This is a genomic window from uncultured Paracoccus sp. (assembly GCF_937873615.1).
In the GTDB taxonomy this organism is placed as follows: domain Bacteria; phylum Pseudomonadota; class Alphaproteobacteria; order Rhodobacterales; family Rhodobacteraceae; genus Paracoccus.
Window position 1 is genome coordinate 186650 of sequence record NZ_CALMYP010000015.1, and the last position, 14752, is coordinate 201401.

16 protein-coding genes are annotated in these 14752 nt (G+C 65.8%); 1 reads left to right on the top strand and 15 read right to left on the bottom strand.

Features of this window, described 5'->3' with window-relative positions:
- The first annotated feature begins 27 nt into the window (after positions 1-27).
- Positions 28-1062, top strand: coding sequence for a nitronate monooxygenase (locus Q0330_RS04455; RefSeq protein ID WP_299475028.1), 1035 nt, complete (start codon positions 28-30; stop codon positions 1060-1062).
- 38 nt (positions 1063-1100) lie between these two features.
- Here Q0330_RS04455 and Q0330_RS04460 read toward each other — a convergent pair whose 3' ends face one another.
- From Q0330_RS04460 to Q0330_RS04530, 15 genes are all read right to left on the bottom strand, one after another.
- Positions 1101-2111 (bottom strand): ABC transporter ATP-binding protein, encoded by a 1011-nt coding sequence (locus Q0330_RS04460; protein WP_299475031.1) that lies wholly within the window; start codon positions 2109-2111, stop codon positions 1101-1103.
- Positions 2111-2896 carry an ABC transporter permease gene (locus Q0330_RS04465; protein WP_299475034.1) on the bottom strand — a complete coding sequence of 262 codons (786 nt, stop codon included), beginning with the start codon at positions 2894-2896 and terminating at the stop codon, positions 2111-2113. The genes Q0330_RS04460 and Q0330_RS04465 overlap by 1 nt, the downstream gene beginning before the upstream one ends.
- On the bottom strand, positions 2893-3756 hold the full coding sequence (locus Q0330_RS04470; protein WP_299475037.1) for an ABC transporter permease: 864 nt from the start codon (positions 3754-3756) through the stop codon (positions 2893-2895). Before Q0330_RS04470 ends, Q0330_RS04465 begins: the two co-directional genes overlap by 4 nt.
- A gap of 16 nt (positions 3757-3772) precedes the next feature.
- A complete protein-coding gene (locus tag Q0330_RS04475; protein WP_299475040.1) occupies positions 3773-4807 on the bottom strand; it encodes an extracellular solute-binding protein in 1035 nt (344 codons plus the stop codon).
- Between the two features lie 41 nt (positions 4808-4848).
- Complete coding sequence (locus Q0330_RS04480) at positions 4849-5751, bottom strand: PfkB family carbohydrate kinase (protein ID WP_299475043.1); 903 nt, start codon at positions 5749-5751, stop codon at positions 4849-4851.
- Positions 5748-6767 carry an ADP-ribosylglycohydrolase family protein gene (locus Q0330_RS04485; protein WP_299475046.1) on the bottom strand — a complete coding sequence of 340 codons (1020 nt, stop codon included), beginning with the start codon at positions 6765-6767 and terminating at the stop codon, positions 5748-5750. The genes Q0330_RS04480 and Q0330_RS04485 overlap by 4 nt, the downstream gene beginning before the upstream one ends.
- A 215-nt stretch (positions 6768-6982) precedes the next feature.
- Positions 6983-8269, bottom strand: coding sequence for an L-fuconate dehydratase (locus Q0330_RS04490; RefSeq protein ID WP_299475049.1), 1287 nt, complete (start codon positions 8267-8269; stop codon positions 6983-6985).
- Positions 8266-9111: a fumarylacetoacetate hydrolase family protein gene (locus Q0330_RS04495; RefSeq protein ID WP_299475052.1), complete on the bottom strand. Its 846-nt coding sequence runs from the start codon at positions 9109-9111 to the stop codon at positions 8266-8268. Before Q0330_RS04495 ends, Q0330_RS04490 begins: the two co-directional genes overlap by 4 nt.
- Positions 9112-9122: 11 nt before the next feature.
- Entirely contained in the window at positions 9123-9854 is a 732-nt protein-coding gene (locus Q0330_RS04500) for an SDR family oxidoreductase (RefSeq protein WP_299475055.1), read from the bottom strand.
- The gene (locus Q0330_RS04505) at positions 9851-10300 is read right to left on the bottom strand and encodes a MaoC/PaaZ C-terminal domain-containing protein (protein ID WP_299475058.1); all 450 of its coding nucleotides are present in this window, start codon (positions 10298-10300) and stop codon (positions 9851-9853) included. The genes Q0330_RS04500 and Q0330_RS04505 overlap by 4 nt, the downstream gene beginning before the upstream one ends.
- Complete coding sequence (locus Q0330_RS04510; protein ID WP_299475061.1) at positions 10300-11346, bottom strand: Gfo/Idh/MocA family oxidoreductase; 1047 nt, start codon at positions 11344-11346, stop codon at positions 10300-10302. The genes Q0330_RS04505 and Q0330_RS04510 overlap by 1 nt, the downstream gene beginning before the upstream one ends.
- Positions 11339-11668, bottom strand: coding sequence for an L-rhamnose mutarotase (locus Q0330_RS04515; protein ID WP_299475063.1), 330 nt, complete (start codon positions 11666-11668; stop codon positions 11339-11341). Before Q0330_RS04515 ends, Q0330_RS04510 begins: the two co-directional genes overlap by 8 nt.
- A complete protein-coding gene (locus Q0330_RS04520) occupies positions 11665-12786 on the bottom strand; it encodes a mandelate racemase/muconate lactonizing enzyme family protein (RefSeq protein WP_299475066.1) in 1122 nt (373 codons plus the stop codon). Before Q0330_RS04520 ends, Q0330_RS04515 begins: the two co-directional genes overlap by 4 nt.
- Positions 12786-13880, bottom strand: coding sequence for a sn-glycerol-3-phosphate ABC transporter ATP-binding protein UgpC (gene ugpC / locus Q0330_RS04525; RefSeq protein ID WP_299475069.1), 1095 nt, complete (start codon positions 13878-13880; stop codon positions 12786-12788). Before ugpC ends, Q0330_RS04520 begins: the two co-directional genes overlap by 1 nt.
- Before the next feature lie 4 nt (positions 13881-13884).
- On the bottom strand, positions 13885-14751 hold the full coding sequence (locus Q0330_RS04530) for a carbohydrate ABC transporter permease (RefSeq protein WP_299475072.1): 867 nt from the start codon (positions 14749-14751) through the stop codon (positions 13885-13887).
- Position 14752: the final 1 nt, after the last annotated feature.

A 14752-nucleotide genomic window follows, 5' to 3' on the forward strand; every position in this document is an offset into this window, starting at 1 on the left:
TGATCCTTCGTGCCGCGAGGATTGTAAATGGCGGAAACGAAGGGGGCGATGATGCTTTTGGAACGGATCGGAATGCGGGTGCCCGTGGTGCAGGCGCCGATGGCCGGGGTGACGACGCCGGCGCTGGCGGCGGCGGTGGCGAATGCGGGCGGGCTCGGCTCGCTCGGCGTGGCGGCGATGGATGCCGCGCGGGCAGGGCAGGAGGTGCGCGCCACCCGGGCGCTGACCTCGGCAAGGTTCAATGTGAATGTCTTCTGCCACCGCCCGCCCCGACGCGATGCGGCGAAGGAAAAGGCCTGGCTCGACAGCCTCGCCCCCGATTTCGCCCGCTTCGGCGCAGCGCCGCCCGAGATGCTGAGCGACGGCTATCGCCCCTTTGCCGATGACCCCGAGATGCTGGCCATGCTACTGGCCGAAAGGCCCGGCGTGGTCAGCTTCCATTTCGGCCTGCCGGCGCCCGAGCAACTGGCCGCCCTGCGCGACAGCGGCGCGGTGCTGCTGGGCTCGGCCACCAATATCGCCGATGCGCTGGCAATCGAGGCGGCGGGACTGGACGGGATCGTGGCGCAGGGCTGGCAGGCCGGCGGGCATCGCGGCGTCACCGATGAAAACGCCCCGGATGCTCGGCTGGAGACGCTTCCCCTGCTGTCCGCGCTCAAGGATATCGGCCTGCCGCTGATCGCGGCGGGCGGGATCATGTCACGCACCGATGTTCAGGCGGCGCTGGATGCCGGTGCCGTGGCCGCGCAATGCGGGACCGCCTTTCTTGTGGCGGACGAGGCCGGGACCTCGGCCCCCCATCGCGCGGCGCTGACCGCTGGCCGGACACGGATGACGCGGGCGATCTCTGGCCGGCCGGCGCGGGGTGTGGAAAACCTCATCAGCAGCCGCGGCGACAGCGCCGCCCCCGATTACCCGCTGCCCTATTCGGCGCTGAAGGCGCTGCACGGGGTGGCCTCGAAAGCCGGCGAATATGGCTATGGCCCGTTCTGGGCCGGGACGGAATGCGCAAGGGCCAGGTCCGGCACTGCCGCCGAAATCCTGTCACGGCTGGCCCCCTGACGCAGCCCACGGTGGTTGCCGACAAGACGGGGCGGGGATCAGGCCGGGACGGCAATAGTGTCCTTCGGGTCCCAGCCCAGCCAGACCTCTCCCTGCTCCGGCAGGATCGGGATATCGCGGTCGCGGTCGATGACCTTCCATTGCGTGCCGTCCACATCGACGATGCTGGTTGCCATGGAACCGGCGAAGACCCGGTGCAACATCCGGCCGCGTATCGCATTGCCGGTCTCGGGGCGCGCCTGGCCGATGGTCAGCATCTCGGGGCGGATCGCGTAGAGTTGCGGGCCGTTCGCCGGGGGCAGGGACAGCCCCCCCAGCCGGCTTTCGGGGATCCAGTTGGCCTCGCCCAGAAAACCGGCGCAGAAGCTGTCGGCGGGGCGATCATAGACCTCGCGCGGGGGGCCAGACTGGACGATCCGGCCGGCGCGCAGGATGCCGATCCGGTCGGACAGGGTCAGCGCCTCTTCCTGGTCATGGGTGACGAAGATGGTGGTGATGCCGATCTCGCGCTGGATCCGCTTCAATTCGAACTGCATCTCGACGCGCAGGCTTTTATCCAGCGCCGACAGGGGTTCGTCCAGCAGCAGCACGCGGGGATTGGTGACGATGGCGCGCGCCAGCGCCACGCGCTGCTGCTGGCCGCCGGAAAGCTGGGCGGGCTTTCGCCGGGCCATGGCGCCAAGCTGGACCAGCTCCAGCGCCTCGGCGATGCGGCGGCGTTCCTCGGCGGCGGGGATCTTGCGCACGCGCAGGCCGAAGCCGACGTTATCGGCCACCGTCAGGTTCGGAAACAGCGCGTAATTCTGGAACATCATCCCGATATCGCGCCGCTCGACCGGGATCCGGCCGACATCCTGATCGCCGATGCGGATGGTGCCGGCATCGGGAAAATGAAACCCGGCGATCATGCGCAGCAGCGTGGTCTTGCCGCTGCCCGATGGGCCGAGCAGCGCGAAAAGACCGCCTTCCGGGAAATGCTCGGTGATATCGTCCAGCACCTTCACCGTGCCGAAGCTTTTCGAGACATGGGCGACATCGACCGAGGACATCAGTTCTCTCCCCCGAATCTGGAATATCGCGCCGCGATCAGCACGAGGGCCATGGAAATGGCGATAATGATGGTCGAGATCGCATTGATCTCGGGCGTGAAGCCCTTGCGGATGGCGGTGTAGATCAGGACCGGCAGGGTGCTGTCGCCGGGCTCCGACAGGAAATAGGAAACCACGAACTGATCGAAGCTGACCGCGAAGGCGAACAGCGCGCCGGCGATGATGCCGGGCAGGATCCAGGGCAGGGTGACCCGGCGCAGCACCGTCCAGCTGCCGGCGCCAAGCGCGCGGGCGGCTTCTTCCAGCGTCGGGTCGAAGCTGCTCATCCGGGCCGAAACGGTGACGATGACATAGGGCAGGGCCAGCGCCACATGGCCGATGATGACGGCGGGCGTTCCGCGTCCGATGCCGATGGAAAAGAAGAAGATCAGCATCGCCGTGCCAGTGATCAGCCAGGGAATGGCGATGGGCGGAAACAGCAGCGCCTGCAACAGCTGCTTGCCCCGGAACTGATAGCGGAACAGCGCCACCGAGGCCGCCGTGCCAAGCGCCGTGGCGATCACGGTGGTCGCGCCGGCGATCAGGATCGAGCGGATCGAGGCGTCGATGATCTGATCGTTCCGGGCCAGGTCCGCATACCAGCGGGTCGAGAATTCGAAGGGCAGTTGGTAGAAGGGCGAGGCGTTGAAGGACATCGCCGCCATGACCATGATCGGCGCGTAGAGAAAGACCAGAATCAGCGCCAGCCAGACGCGGCCCAATATGCCCAACAGCCGAAGCGTCATGCTGCCCCCCGTCTCAATGCCGGCGCGGCCAGGCCAAGGATGACCAGTACCACCGCGAGCAGCACGAAGGACAGCGCCGCCCCGAGCGGCCAGTTATAGACAGCGACGAACTGATCCTCGATCACCGTGCCGTAATAGGTGCCGACGCGCCCGCCAAGGATGCGCGGCTCCATGAAAGAGCCGACGATGGGCACGAAGACCAGCACCGCCCCGGCGATCAGTCCGCTGGCCGAAAGCGGGATCAGCAGCCGGCGAAGGATGGTGAGGGGCGAGGCGCCCATGCTGCGCGCGGCGTCGATCAGCTTGTCGTCGATGGCCTGCAGGGCGAGATAGCTGGTCAGGATCACATAGGGCAGATAGCTGTGGACCAGCCCGATGATGACGGCGCCTGTCGTGAACATCAGGTTCAGCCGGATGTCGAAGGGCAGCACCGCCTCCAGCCCCAGTTCCAGCACGCCATTGCCGCGCAGGACGATGGCCCAGGAGAAGATGCGAACCAGCGAATTCGACCAGAAGGGCAGGATGACCAGCAGAAACAGCGCCTCGCGGCTGCGGCCCCTGATGCTTTTTGCCAGCACGAGCGCGCAGGGAAAGCCGACCGCCAGACAGATCAGCGTGACCGTGCTCGCCAGGATCAGCGATTTGCGCAGCAGGATGAGATAGGTCGGGCTGGCGAAGACCTCGCGGTAATTGTCCAGCGTCAATTGCCACGCGGTGTCTCCGCCCGGCATCTCGCTGGCGAAGCTGAAGAACAGCATGGCCGACAGTGGCAGGAAGATCGCCACCGTCAGCCAGAGATAGGCCGGCGACAGAAGTGTCGCCAGCCTGCGGCGCTCTCCCCTTGTCAGGGTTCCGGACATCGGCGCGCCGCGCGCCCTATTGCGCGGCCTTCAGCGCCTGCCAGAGCTTCAGATAGGTCTCGCGATCCTCGTCGCTCAGCGGGGCCTGAAACTGAACCCGGGCCAGCAGGTCGGGATCGGCCACCACCTGCTTGTTGAACGAGGTATCGGGCAGGGCCTCAATCGCCTTGGCATTGGCCGAGGTCGGTGCGCCTTCCAGATCCCATTTCACATAGAATTCCGGGTCGATCATCCAGTCGATGAACTGGGCCGCGGCCTCTTTCCGGGTCGAGCTTTCGGGGATGGACAGGCTGTCCAGCCAGCCGATGGCGCCTTCCGCGGGCACCACGAAGGCAATCGGCAACCCCTGCGCGATGGAGCGCGCGGCAGAACCGGACCAATAGGTCGCCACGTCGAATTCACCGGCGGCCATATACTGGTTCCAGTCGTTCTCGCTGCCCCAGAAGGTCCGCAATTGCGGCATCAGCGAGGCCAGCTTGTCGCGCACCGCGTCGAGGTCCTGAATGTCGTTGATGTCCTGCCCCGTCGCCAGCGCGCCGAACTGCACCGCCTCGACCGCGTCGTCGCGGATCGAGACCCGACCCTGATGCGCCGGATCCCACATGGTGTCCAGCGAGGCGGGCGGATCGGGGTAAGCGCCGGTGTTGACGGCAATCGAGGTCAGCCCCCAGGTCCAGGGCACGCCATAGACCTGGCCATCATGGACCAGCTTGCTGTCGCCGGCGAAATTCGGGGTGATATCGGCGAAATTCGGGATGGCGGCGGTGTCGATGGGGGCGATCAGATCTTCGGCCATGGCCTGCGCGGTGAAGGCGGCATTGATCATGACCACGTCATAAGCGCCCGGATTGGTGCGCAGCTTGGTCAGCATTTCCTGTTCCGAGTTGAAATATTCGTTCACGACCTTATGCCCGGTCGCGGCCTCGAACGCCTCCAGCGACCAGCCGATATCGGTGCCGTAACCCTGCCAGTTCAGCACCCGGATTTCATCGGCTGCGGCAGCATGGGCGGCGAAAGCCAGCGCAGTTGCGGCGATCAGCGAGAGTTTCATGTCTTCCTCCTCAGGGTTTGGTTGGCCCGTGTCACCACGGCCTAAAGCAGCTTCATGACTTCGTCGCGAGGCGGCGGGGTTGCCGGCCCGTCGCGGGTCGTGGACAGGGCAGCGGCAATATTGGCGTAGCGCGTGGCCCGCAGAGGATCGCCTGACCGCGTCAGCTCGGCGATGAAACTGCCGATATGGCAATCGCCGGCGCCGTTGCTGTCGATGGCCTTGACCTCGGGCGCGGGCAGTTTGTCCAGCCGCCCCTCGGTTGCCAGCCAGGCGCCATCGGCACCGCGTCGCAGGACGGCACCCTGCCGGTTTCTGGCCAGACCCATCGCGACCCGACCGGGCTTGTCGAAGCCGACCAGGGTTACGCCCTCCTCGAAATTGGCGCTGATCCAGTCGGCGCGGGCGAAAACCGGGGCCAGAAGCTCCGACGAGATTTCGGCCACGATGGGGGACGGGTCGAACAATACCTTGATTTCTGGCGGCAGGGCCGAGATCCAGCCTGACACCGCCCGCGCGGCAGCAGGATAAAAGAGCGTATAGCCCGACAGCATGACCCAATCCCCGGGCGATACCTCGATCCGGGCCAGATCGGCTTCGGTGACATGCCCCTCGGCGCCGTGATTGGAAACGAAAGTCCGTTCTCCGTCCGGCTCCAGCAGCACAGTGCACAACCCCTGATCGAGGTCGGGATGGGTGCCGCCGATATGGGGAATGGCCTGTTCCGCCAACAGTTTGCGGGTCATCTCTGCGAATGGCCCGGTGCCAATGGTGCCGCCAAGCGCGGCCTCCATCCCGGCTGCACGCGCCGCCACCAGAGAGTTCGCCCCGCCGCCCGGCGCGGCGAGAAAGCCGGTTACAATCCCTTCTTCGCCCGAGGCCGGGATTTCCCGCACCCGGTAGACGAGGTCCACCACCGGTCCGGTGATCTGGATCAGCTTCGTCATTGGCGTGCCTCCATGTCGCGGTGGCGCAAGGCAAGCAACTGCCGCGCGATGGCCGGGATGTCCAGCCGGTTTGCCGACGTGACCCGCCCAATTGCATCCTTCGGCAGCGAGGAGGCACCCGCGCAGGCGCCGGCCATTGCCCCGGCAATGGCGCCGATCGTGTCGGTATCATCGCCGATATTGGCCGCAATCAGCATGGCCTGCCAGCCGTCGCCGCCGGCCAGCATGACCAGCCCGAAGGCCGCAGCGACCGATTCATGGCTTTGCACAGAACTGCCGGTCGTCGCAATCAGCCGATCCAGATCGCCCGTCCTTGCCACATCCAGCGCCGTCTCGATCCGGGCGGCCATATCGCCGATGCCGGCACTGCTGCCCCACCCCTGACCGAGGCGCGCGGCATCGAGTGCATGGGGCAGGGCGTCTTCGAAATCCGCCCCGTCGATGCCGGCCGAGACGACCATCGCCACGGCTGAGGCGGCGGCAATCGCCTCTCCGGTGTGATGGGTGACGCGGCTGGTCGCGACCACACGGGCCACGATCCACTCAGGCTCTGGCGTGGTGGCTATGCCGACCGGGGCGATCCGCATGGCCGCGCCATTGGTTGTCCCGGCCCGTCCGGTCTCGGTCGGAGATGCCCCGGCCATGAGCGCATCAAGCGCCGCTTTGGTCGACGGGCCAAGCAGGTCACGCAGCCCGCGCGCCCTGATCCCGTCTTCCCAGGCGACGAGATCCCGGGCCCATTTCCGCTCATCGAACCGCTCGGCATCGGCGATCAGGCGGCGGGCGAGAAGCAGGCTCTGTTCGGTATCGTCGGTGATCTGCCCTGCCGTCAGGCCGTGAGAGACCGGGTGATCGTCGAAAGGGGCGACGAAGTCCTTGATCCGACCGTAACGGGCTTGAATATCGGCGCGTGACAAGGTTTGCGATGGCATGCCGAGCGCATCACCGATGGCGAGGCCGAACAGCGCGCCCTCGGCACGGTCGAAGGGGGTATATTTCGCGGTTGCAGCCGTCATCCGCACCCCATCGTCAGGCTGAACCGATCAACGTTCTGCATTGCCGGGCGGCGATCCCTTCCGGTTTGGACTTTGAATCAGATGCTTGCATACCTGTCTGCGCCTACCCGACCATATCAGACCGGACAGACGTTTGGAGTCAATAATTTTTATTGGTTAACAAATGGTTGACGCGATTGCGGCTGGAGGCGCGCCGGCTTTCGTCTTTCTTGCGGTTAGCCGCCTGTCGTCGCGTTGGGGTGACTGAAGCGGGCCAGCGTTTCGGTCTTGATCTGGATCGAGAATCCCGGCTGCGAGGGGGCCATATAGGCCCCGCCCCGAACCTCGCAGGGATCGCAGAAATGTTCGTGCAGGTGATCGACATATTCGATCACCCGGCCCTCGCGGGTGCCGGAAACGGCGATGTAATCCAGCATCGACAGGTGCTGGACATATTCGCACAAGCCCACCCCCCCGGCATGGGGCCAGACCGGCAGCCCGTATTTCGCCGCCATCAGCTGCACCGCCAGCACCTCGTTCAGCCCGCCAAGGCGGCAGGCGTCGATCTGGACCACGTCGATGGCACCGCCGGCGATGAACTGCTTGAACATGATCCGGTTCTGGCACATCTCGCCCGTGGCCACCCGCACCGGCGCCACCGCCTGCCGGATCGCGCGATGGCCCAGCACGTCGTCGGGCGAGGTCGGCTCCTCGATGAACCAGGGCCTGGCGAAATCCAGCGCCTTGACCCAGTCGATGGCCTGATCGACCTCCCAGACCTGATTGGCGTCGATCATCATGGTGATGTCCCAGCCAAGCTCCTCGCGGGCGATGGTCAGGCGGCGGATATCGTCCTGCAGATCGCGGCCGACCTTCATCTTCACATGGCTGAACCCGGCTTCCTTCGCCTCGCGGCAGAGCCTGCGCAGCTTGTCGTCGGGATAGCCCAGCCAGCCGGCCGAGGTGGTGTAGCAGGGATAACCCTGCGCCTGCAGATCGGCGATGCGATCCGCCTTGCCGTCCTGCGCACGTTCCAGAATCGCCAGCGCCTCGGCGGGCGTCAGCGCATCGGTGAGATAGCGGAAATCGACGATCTTCAGGACCTCGGCCGGGGACATCTCGCCGACCAGCCGCCAGACCGGCTTGCCCTCGACCCGCGCCCAGAGATCCCAGACCGCGTTGACCACGGCGCCCGTCGCCAGATGGATCACCCCCTTGTCGGGGCCGACCCAGCGCAGCTGGCTGTCGCCGGTGACATGGCGCCAGAACCGGCCCGGATCCTCGCGGATCCAGTCCATGTCCAGCCCGACGACGCGGGGGGCAAGCGCCCTGATCGCGGCCACGCAAAGCTCGTTGCCGCGACCAATGGTGAAGGTCAGGCCGTGACCCTCATGTCCGCCATCGGTTTCCAGCACCACATAGGCCGCCGAATAGACCGGGTCGAGGTTCATCGCATCCGAACCGTCAAGCGCGCCTTCGGACGGAAATCTCAGGTCATATGTCCGCAGCCCGGTGATCTTCATTTGTCGGCCACCACGTCCTGACGCTGCTGGCCAAGGCCCTCGATCCCCAGTTCGACCACATCGCCCGCCTTCAGGAAGCGCGGCGGTTTCATCCCCAGCCCGACGCCGGGAGGGGTCCCGGTCGAGATCACGTCGCCCGGATGCAGCGACATGAATTGCGACAGGTAGCTGACCAGATGCGCCACCCCGAAGACCATGGTCGAGGAACTGCCATCCTGCATCTTCTCGCCATTCACGGTCAGCCACATCTTCAGATTCTGGGGATCGGCGATTTCGTCCTTCGTCACCAGCCAGGGGCCGATCTGGCCGAAATTGTCGCAGCTCTTGCCCTTGGTCCACTGGCCCGAGCGTTCGATCTGGAAGGCGCGTTCCGAGACATCGTTGGTTACCGCATAGCCGGCGACATATTCCATAGCCTCGGCTTCGCTGACATATTTGGCGTGGCGGCCGATGATGACGGCCAGTTCTACCTCCCAATCGGTCTTTTCCGAGCCGCGCGGGATCACGATCGGATCGTTCGGCCCGCAGATGGCCGAACTGGCCTTCATGAAGATGATCGGCTCCTTGGGGACCTCGGCCCCGGTTTCGGCGGCGTGGTCGGAGTAATTCAGCCCGATGCAGATGAACTTGCCGGTCCCGCCGACACAAGGACCAAGGCGCGGATCGCCAGAGACCAGCGGCAGGCTGGCCGGGTCGATCCGGCCAAGCTCGGCCAGTTTCGCGGGGTCGATGGCCGCGCCCGCGCCATCCGCAATATGCCCCGAAAGGTCGCGGATCCGGCCGTCGGTGTCGATCAGGCCCGGCTTCTCGGCGCCGGCCATGCCATAACGTACGAGTTTCATCTCATGTCCTTTCAGATTGTCCAGCCGCCGTCGATGCAGACGGCCTGACCGGTGGTATAGGTTGCGCCCGCGAGGTAAAGGGCGAGATCGGCGATCTCTGTCGCCTCGCCGATGCGGCCCATGGGCTGGCGGGCGATGAAATCGCGCTTGGCCTTGTCGTAATCGCCCGTCGCCGCCAGCCGGTCATCCAGCGAGGGCGAATGCACCGTGCCCGGGCAGATCGCGTTGCAGCGGATGCCTCGGGTCACATAATCCGCTGCGACCGCCTTGGTCAGGCCCAGAACCGCCGCCTTGGTGGTGCTGTAGGCGAAGCGGTTCGGCACGCCCTTGATGGAGCTTGCGACCGAGCTCATGTTTATGATGCAGCCCTCGCCGCGGTCCAGCATCCCGGGCAGGACCGCGCGGATGGTGCGGATCATCGAGCGCACGTTCAGGTCGATGGCGAAGTCGAAATCCGTATTCGGCATGTCCAGAATCGTGCCGGCATGAACGAAGCCGGCGCAGTTGAACAGCACATCGACGGCCCCGATCCGCGCCACCAGATCGTTCACCGCCGAGGTATCGAGCACGTCCAGCCCATGCGCCCTGATCCCCGGCACCGCGCCGAGCGTGGCCAGCCCGGCCTCGTTGATATCCGTCGCATGGACGCTCGCCCCGGCGCGGGCGAAGGCTTCGGCGGTGGCGCGGCCGATCCCTTGGGCTGCGGCGGTGATCAGGACGGTCTTTCCGGTCAGGTCGGTCATGCCGCCCCCCTTTTCTGGATGATGTAGATATGTTCGCAGGCCAGCACGGTCCGGTCATCCTGATTCAGCACCTCGACCTTCTCGAACAGCCGCCCGTGATCGGCGCGTTTCGGGTCGTCCTCCTTGCGGGCGGCGGTGACGCGGGTGCGGATGGTGTCGCCGATGAAGACCGGGCGGACAAAGCGCAGCCGGTCGTAACCATAGGAAAAGGCGACCGGATTGATCACCGTCGCGGTCAGCCCGATGCCGATGGCGAAGACCATGGTGCCATGGGCGATGCGCTGGCCGAACTCGCTGTCCGCCATGAAGACCGCATCCATGTGATGCGGAAAGAAATCGCCGGTATGGCCGGCATGGGTGACGAAATCGGTTTCCGTGATCGTGCGGCCGAAGGTGGTGCGGCTTTCGCCGATCTCGATATCCTCGAAATAGCGGGTGATTTCCATCAGGGCGGGCTTTCGATTGGCGTGGCGGGCTGGCGGGAGGAGACGAAGGAGGCCTCGACCAGCGCCATGGTCTTCCAGGCGTCTTCCACCGGGGCGATCAGATCTTCCTCGCCGCCGGCGGCGCGTTGCAGGTTGTGCATCCGCCCGGTGAAGGCATCGGGAAACCATGCGCCCTGCAGAGGAACATCCATCCAGTCGCCGGCTTTCGGGCGTATCTGCAGGATATCGACCTCTCCCTTCGGGTAGTTCAGATTGACGCCCAGTTGCAGAAAGGCCGCGCCCTCGGTCCCGGCCAGGCGCATCTCGCAGGCCTGATGCGGGCGGCCGTAATCCCAGTCGTGGTTGACCGAGAGCGTGCAGCGGACGCGGTCGCCGTAATCCAGAATGGCCGAGGTGCGGGTCTGCGCGACCCTGTGGCCGGGATGGCCCATGGTCTTGGCATGGATGCCCAGGGGATCGCCCAGCATCATGCGGATGCTGTCGAGGTAATGGATCGAATGCATGGTGATCTCGATCCGGGGCAGGCCGTCCAGAAAGGCCCAGAGGCTCCAGGGTGTCGCCATGACGCCGTGCATTTCCACGTCCACCACCTCGCCCAGCCAGCCTTTCGCGATGGCGTCGCGCAGGGCGATCATCATGGGCGCAAAGCGCAGCTGGAAATTCACCGCCGCCAGCAGCCTGCGTTCGCGGCAGACCGTCAGGATTTCGGTCGCACCGGCAAGGTCCATGCCCATGGGCTTCTGGATCAGCGCCGGCGCGCCTTCCGGCAGCGCCCGCAGGATGCCGGCATGGGCGGCGGGCGGGGTGGCCAGATCGAAGACCGCGCCCTCGACCCGCGCGGCGTCCTCGATTGAGGCGAAGACCGGCAGGCCCAGTTCTGCCGCCTTCTTGCGGTCGGGATCGTAGATGCCGGCGATGTCGTAGCCGCCTTTGGCATAGGCCGGCAGATGCGCATCGCGGGTGATCGAGCCCGCGCCGAAGATCACGATGGGCCGGCGCGTTGCCGGTTCCGGCCAGTGCTGGCGCAGCGAGAGGGGATCATGCATGGAAAAACACCTCCTCCATCGGTGCCCACCATTCGCCATCCTTCGCGCTGTCCAGCGGGCGCTGGCAGGGCATGCAGAGCGCCCACCACTCCTGCGTCACCGGATCGGCGGCCATCTTCGCCTGATCGGCCTGCCAATCCTCGCCGTGATATTCGAAATGCGAGAACAGCAGGTTTTCCGGCTCGCGCAGGTAGATGACGTAATTGCGGATATGGCAGGCGCTGATCATGGCCAGAACGCCGGGCCAGGCGGCGGCATGGAGCGCCTTGTATTCGGCGATCTTCTCTGGCGCGAGGCCGATGACGGAACCCATGCGGATCATGGCGCGGCCTCGGTGATCGAGCGGGTGAATTCGGGAATGGCGCGCCCGGCGATGGCGTCCAGATCCCAGTCGATGCCAAGCCCCGGGGTTTCGGGGGCGAAGGCCTGTCCGTTTTCGATGCGCAACCCGGACTGGGTGATCTCGTCCAGTTGCGGGATATATTCGACATAGCGCCCGTTCTGCACCGCGCAGACCAGCGAGGCATGAAGCTCCATCAGGAAATGCGGGCAGACGGGGATATCGAAGCCCTCGGCCATATGGGCGACCTTCAGCCAGGGGGTAATGCCGCCGATACGCCCGGCATCGACCTGAATGATCCCGCAGGCGTCGCGGGCGGCATATTCGGCGAAATGGCGGATGGAATAGAGCGATTCGCCGACAGCGATGGGAATGGGCGTCGATGCGGCCAGCGAGACATGGCCCGCGATATCGTCGGCGGGCAGCGGCTCCTCGATCCAGGCGAGGTTGAAGGTGGCAAGCGCCTCGGCCCGGCGGCGCGCGCTGTCACGCGCAAAGCCCTGATTGGCATCGGTCATGATCTCGTAGCCGTCGCCCACGGCCTCGCGCAGCGCGGCGATGCGGGCCACGTCCTCGGCGATGACGGGGCGGCCGATCTTGACCTTGGACCCGGTAAAGCCCTGCGCCTGCGCGTTCAGCGCGTCCTCGACAATCGCCTCGGTCGGCAGGTGCAGCCAGCCGCCCTCGGTCGTATAGCAGGGCGCGGATGGCCGCGCGCCGCCGGCCATCCGCCACAGTGGCAGCCCGGCCTTGCGGCAGCGCAGGTCCCAAAGTGCTGTGTCGATGGCCGCCAGCGCGATCGAGGTGATGGCGCCGATGGTGGTGGCATGGGTCAGGAATTCCAGCTCGTGCCAGATCGCCTCGACCTCGGTCGCCTCGCGCCCGATCAGGCGCGGGCAAAGGTGATCGGCCAAGAGCCGCATGACCGAGGACCCGCCCGTGCCGATGGTATAGGAATAGCCCATGCCCTGCCCGCCATCGCTGTCGGTGATGGCGACCAGCGGGGTTTCTTGACTGACGAAGCTCTGGATCGCATCCCGGCGTTCGACCTTGGGGGCCAGATCGACCATGGCCAGCTGGATGCGTTCGATCCGGGCCATCACGCATCCCTCAGGCTGAGGCCGGATTCGGCATCGAACAGATGCGCCCGCGACAGGTCGAACTGGAATTCGACCACCTCGCCCCGGCGCAGGTGGCGCGGGTTCAGCATCCGGCTGGTCCATTCCTGCCCGCCGAAGCGGATGAACAGCAGGGTCTCGTTGCCGAGCGGTTCGGTCAGCTCGACCTCCAGCGGGCGGGTCTCGACCTGCGTGCCGGCGTGAAGGCCGTGGCCGGTCGGATAAATGTCGTCAGGACGCAGCCCGAAGGTGACCCGCTGCCCTTCGCTGACGCGGTCGCGGAATGCCTGCGGCAAGGGCAGTTCGGCGCCGTCGGGCGCGCGCAGCCGGTCGCCCCTCACCTCGGCCTCGATCATGTTCATCGGCGGAGAGCCGATGAAGCCGGCGACAAAGCGTGTGGCCGGGCGGTTGAAGACCTCGTCGGGGGTGTCGGCCTGCTCGATATGGCCGTCGCGCATGATGACGATGCGGTCGGCCAGGGTCATCGCCTCGACCTGATCATGGGTGACATAGACCACGGTCGCGCCCAGCCGGGCATGCAGCTTCTTGATCTCGGTCCGCATCTGGCCGCGCAGCTTGGCGTCGAGGTTGGACAGCGGTTCGTCGAACAGGAACACGTCCGGGCTGCGCACGATGGCGCGGCCCATGGCGACGCGCTGGCGCTGACCGCCGGAAAGCTGGGCCGGGCGGCGGTCCAGCAATGGCTCGATCTCCAGCGCGCGGGCGGCCTCGGCCACGGCGGCGTCGATCTCGGCCTGCGGGCGCTTGGCGATCTTCAGGGTGAAGCCCATGTTCTCGCGCACGGTCATATGCGGGTAAAGCGCATAGGACTGGAACACCATCGAGATATTGCGCTGGCGCGGCGCAAGGTCGTTGACCAGCCTTTCGCCGATCAGGATATCGCCGCCCGAGATCTCCTCCAGCCCCGCGATCATGCGCAGCGTGGTGGACTTGCCGCAGCCCGAGGGGCCGACAAGCGCCACGAATTCGCCATCGCTGACGGCAAGGTCGATGCCCTTCACGGCATGGAAGCCGCCATATCTCTTGTCCAACCGGTTCAGTGTCAGATCGGCCATGGTCCTATCCCTTCACCGCGCCGGCGGTCAGGCCGGACACGAGATGTTTCTGCACCGCATAGGTCAGCGCCAGCGCCGGCACGATCATCACCACGGCAAGCGCGCACATGCCGCGCCAGTCGATGGTGAATTCCGCAGTGTAATCCAGAAGCCCGACCGGCAGCGTCTTGCTGTTGGTCGAGCGCGTCAGTTGCGAGGCGAGCGCGAATTCGTTCCACGCCGTCAGGAAGGCGAAGATGCCGGCGCTGGCAATGCCGGGACGGGCCAGCGGAAACTCGACCGTCCAGAAGGCCTGCCAGCGGGTGCAGCCGTCGATCTGCGCCGCCTCGGCCAGATCGCGCGGGACCTGACGGAAGAAGCCGTCGATCAGCCAGACCGTGAAGGGCACGTTCATCGCCACATAGGCGAGGATCAGCCCGAAATGCGTGTCGATGATGCCAAGCTTCGCATAGATGAAAAACAAAGGCAGCGACAGCGCGATACCGGGCACCGTCCGCGTCAGCATCAGGCCAAGGAACCAGCCCGACTTGCCCCGGAAGCGATAGCGCGCGAAGGCATAGCCGCCGGCCATGCCGATCGCCAGCGCGATCACGGTCGAGGTGACGGCGATGATGATCGAGTTGCGGAAATAGGCGATCACCGGGATGCCACCAGAGCCGACGCCGGAAAACATCGCCACATAGGCATCGAAGTTCAGTTCATGCGGGATCCAGACCGGGGGCTTGGCCATGATCTCGACCGTGGGGCGCAGCGAGTTCAGCACGATCCACAGCCCCGGCAGGCAGATGATCGCCATGGCCAGAAACAGCGCGATATTCAGCCCCCAGCGGGTCAGGCGCTTGCGGATGCGGGATGATCTGTTGGCGTCCATG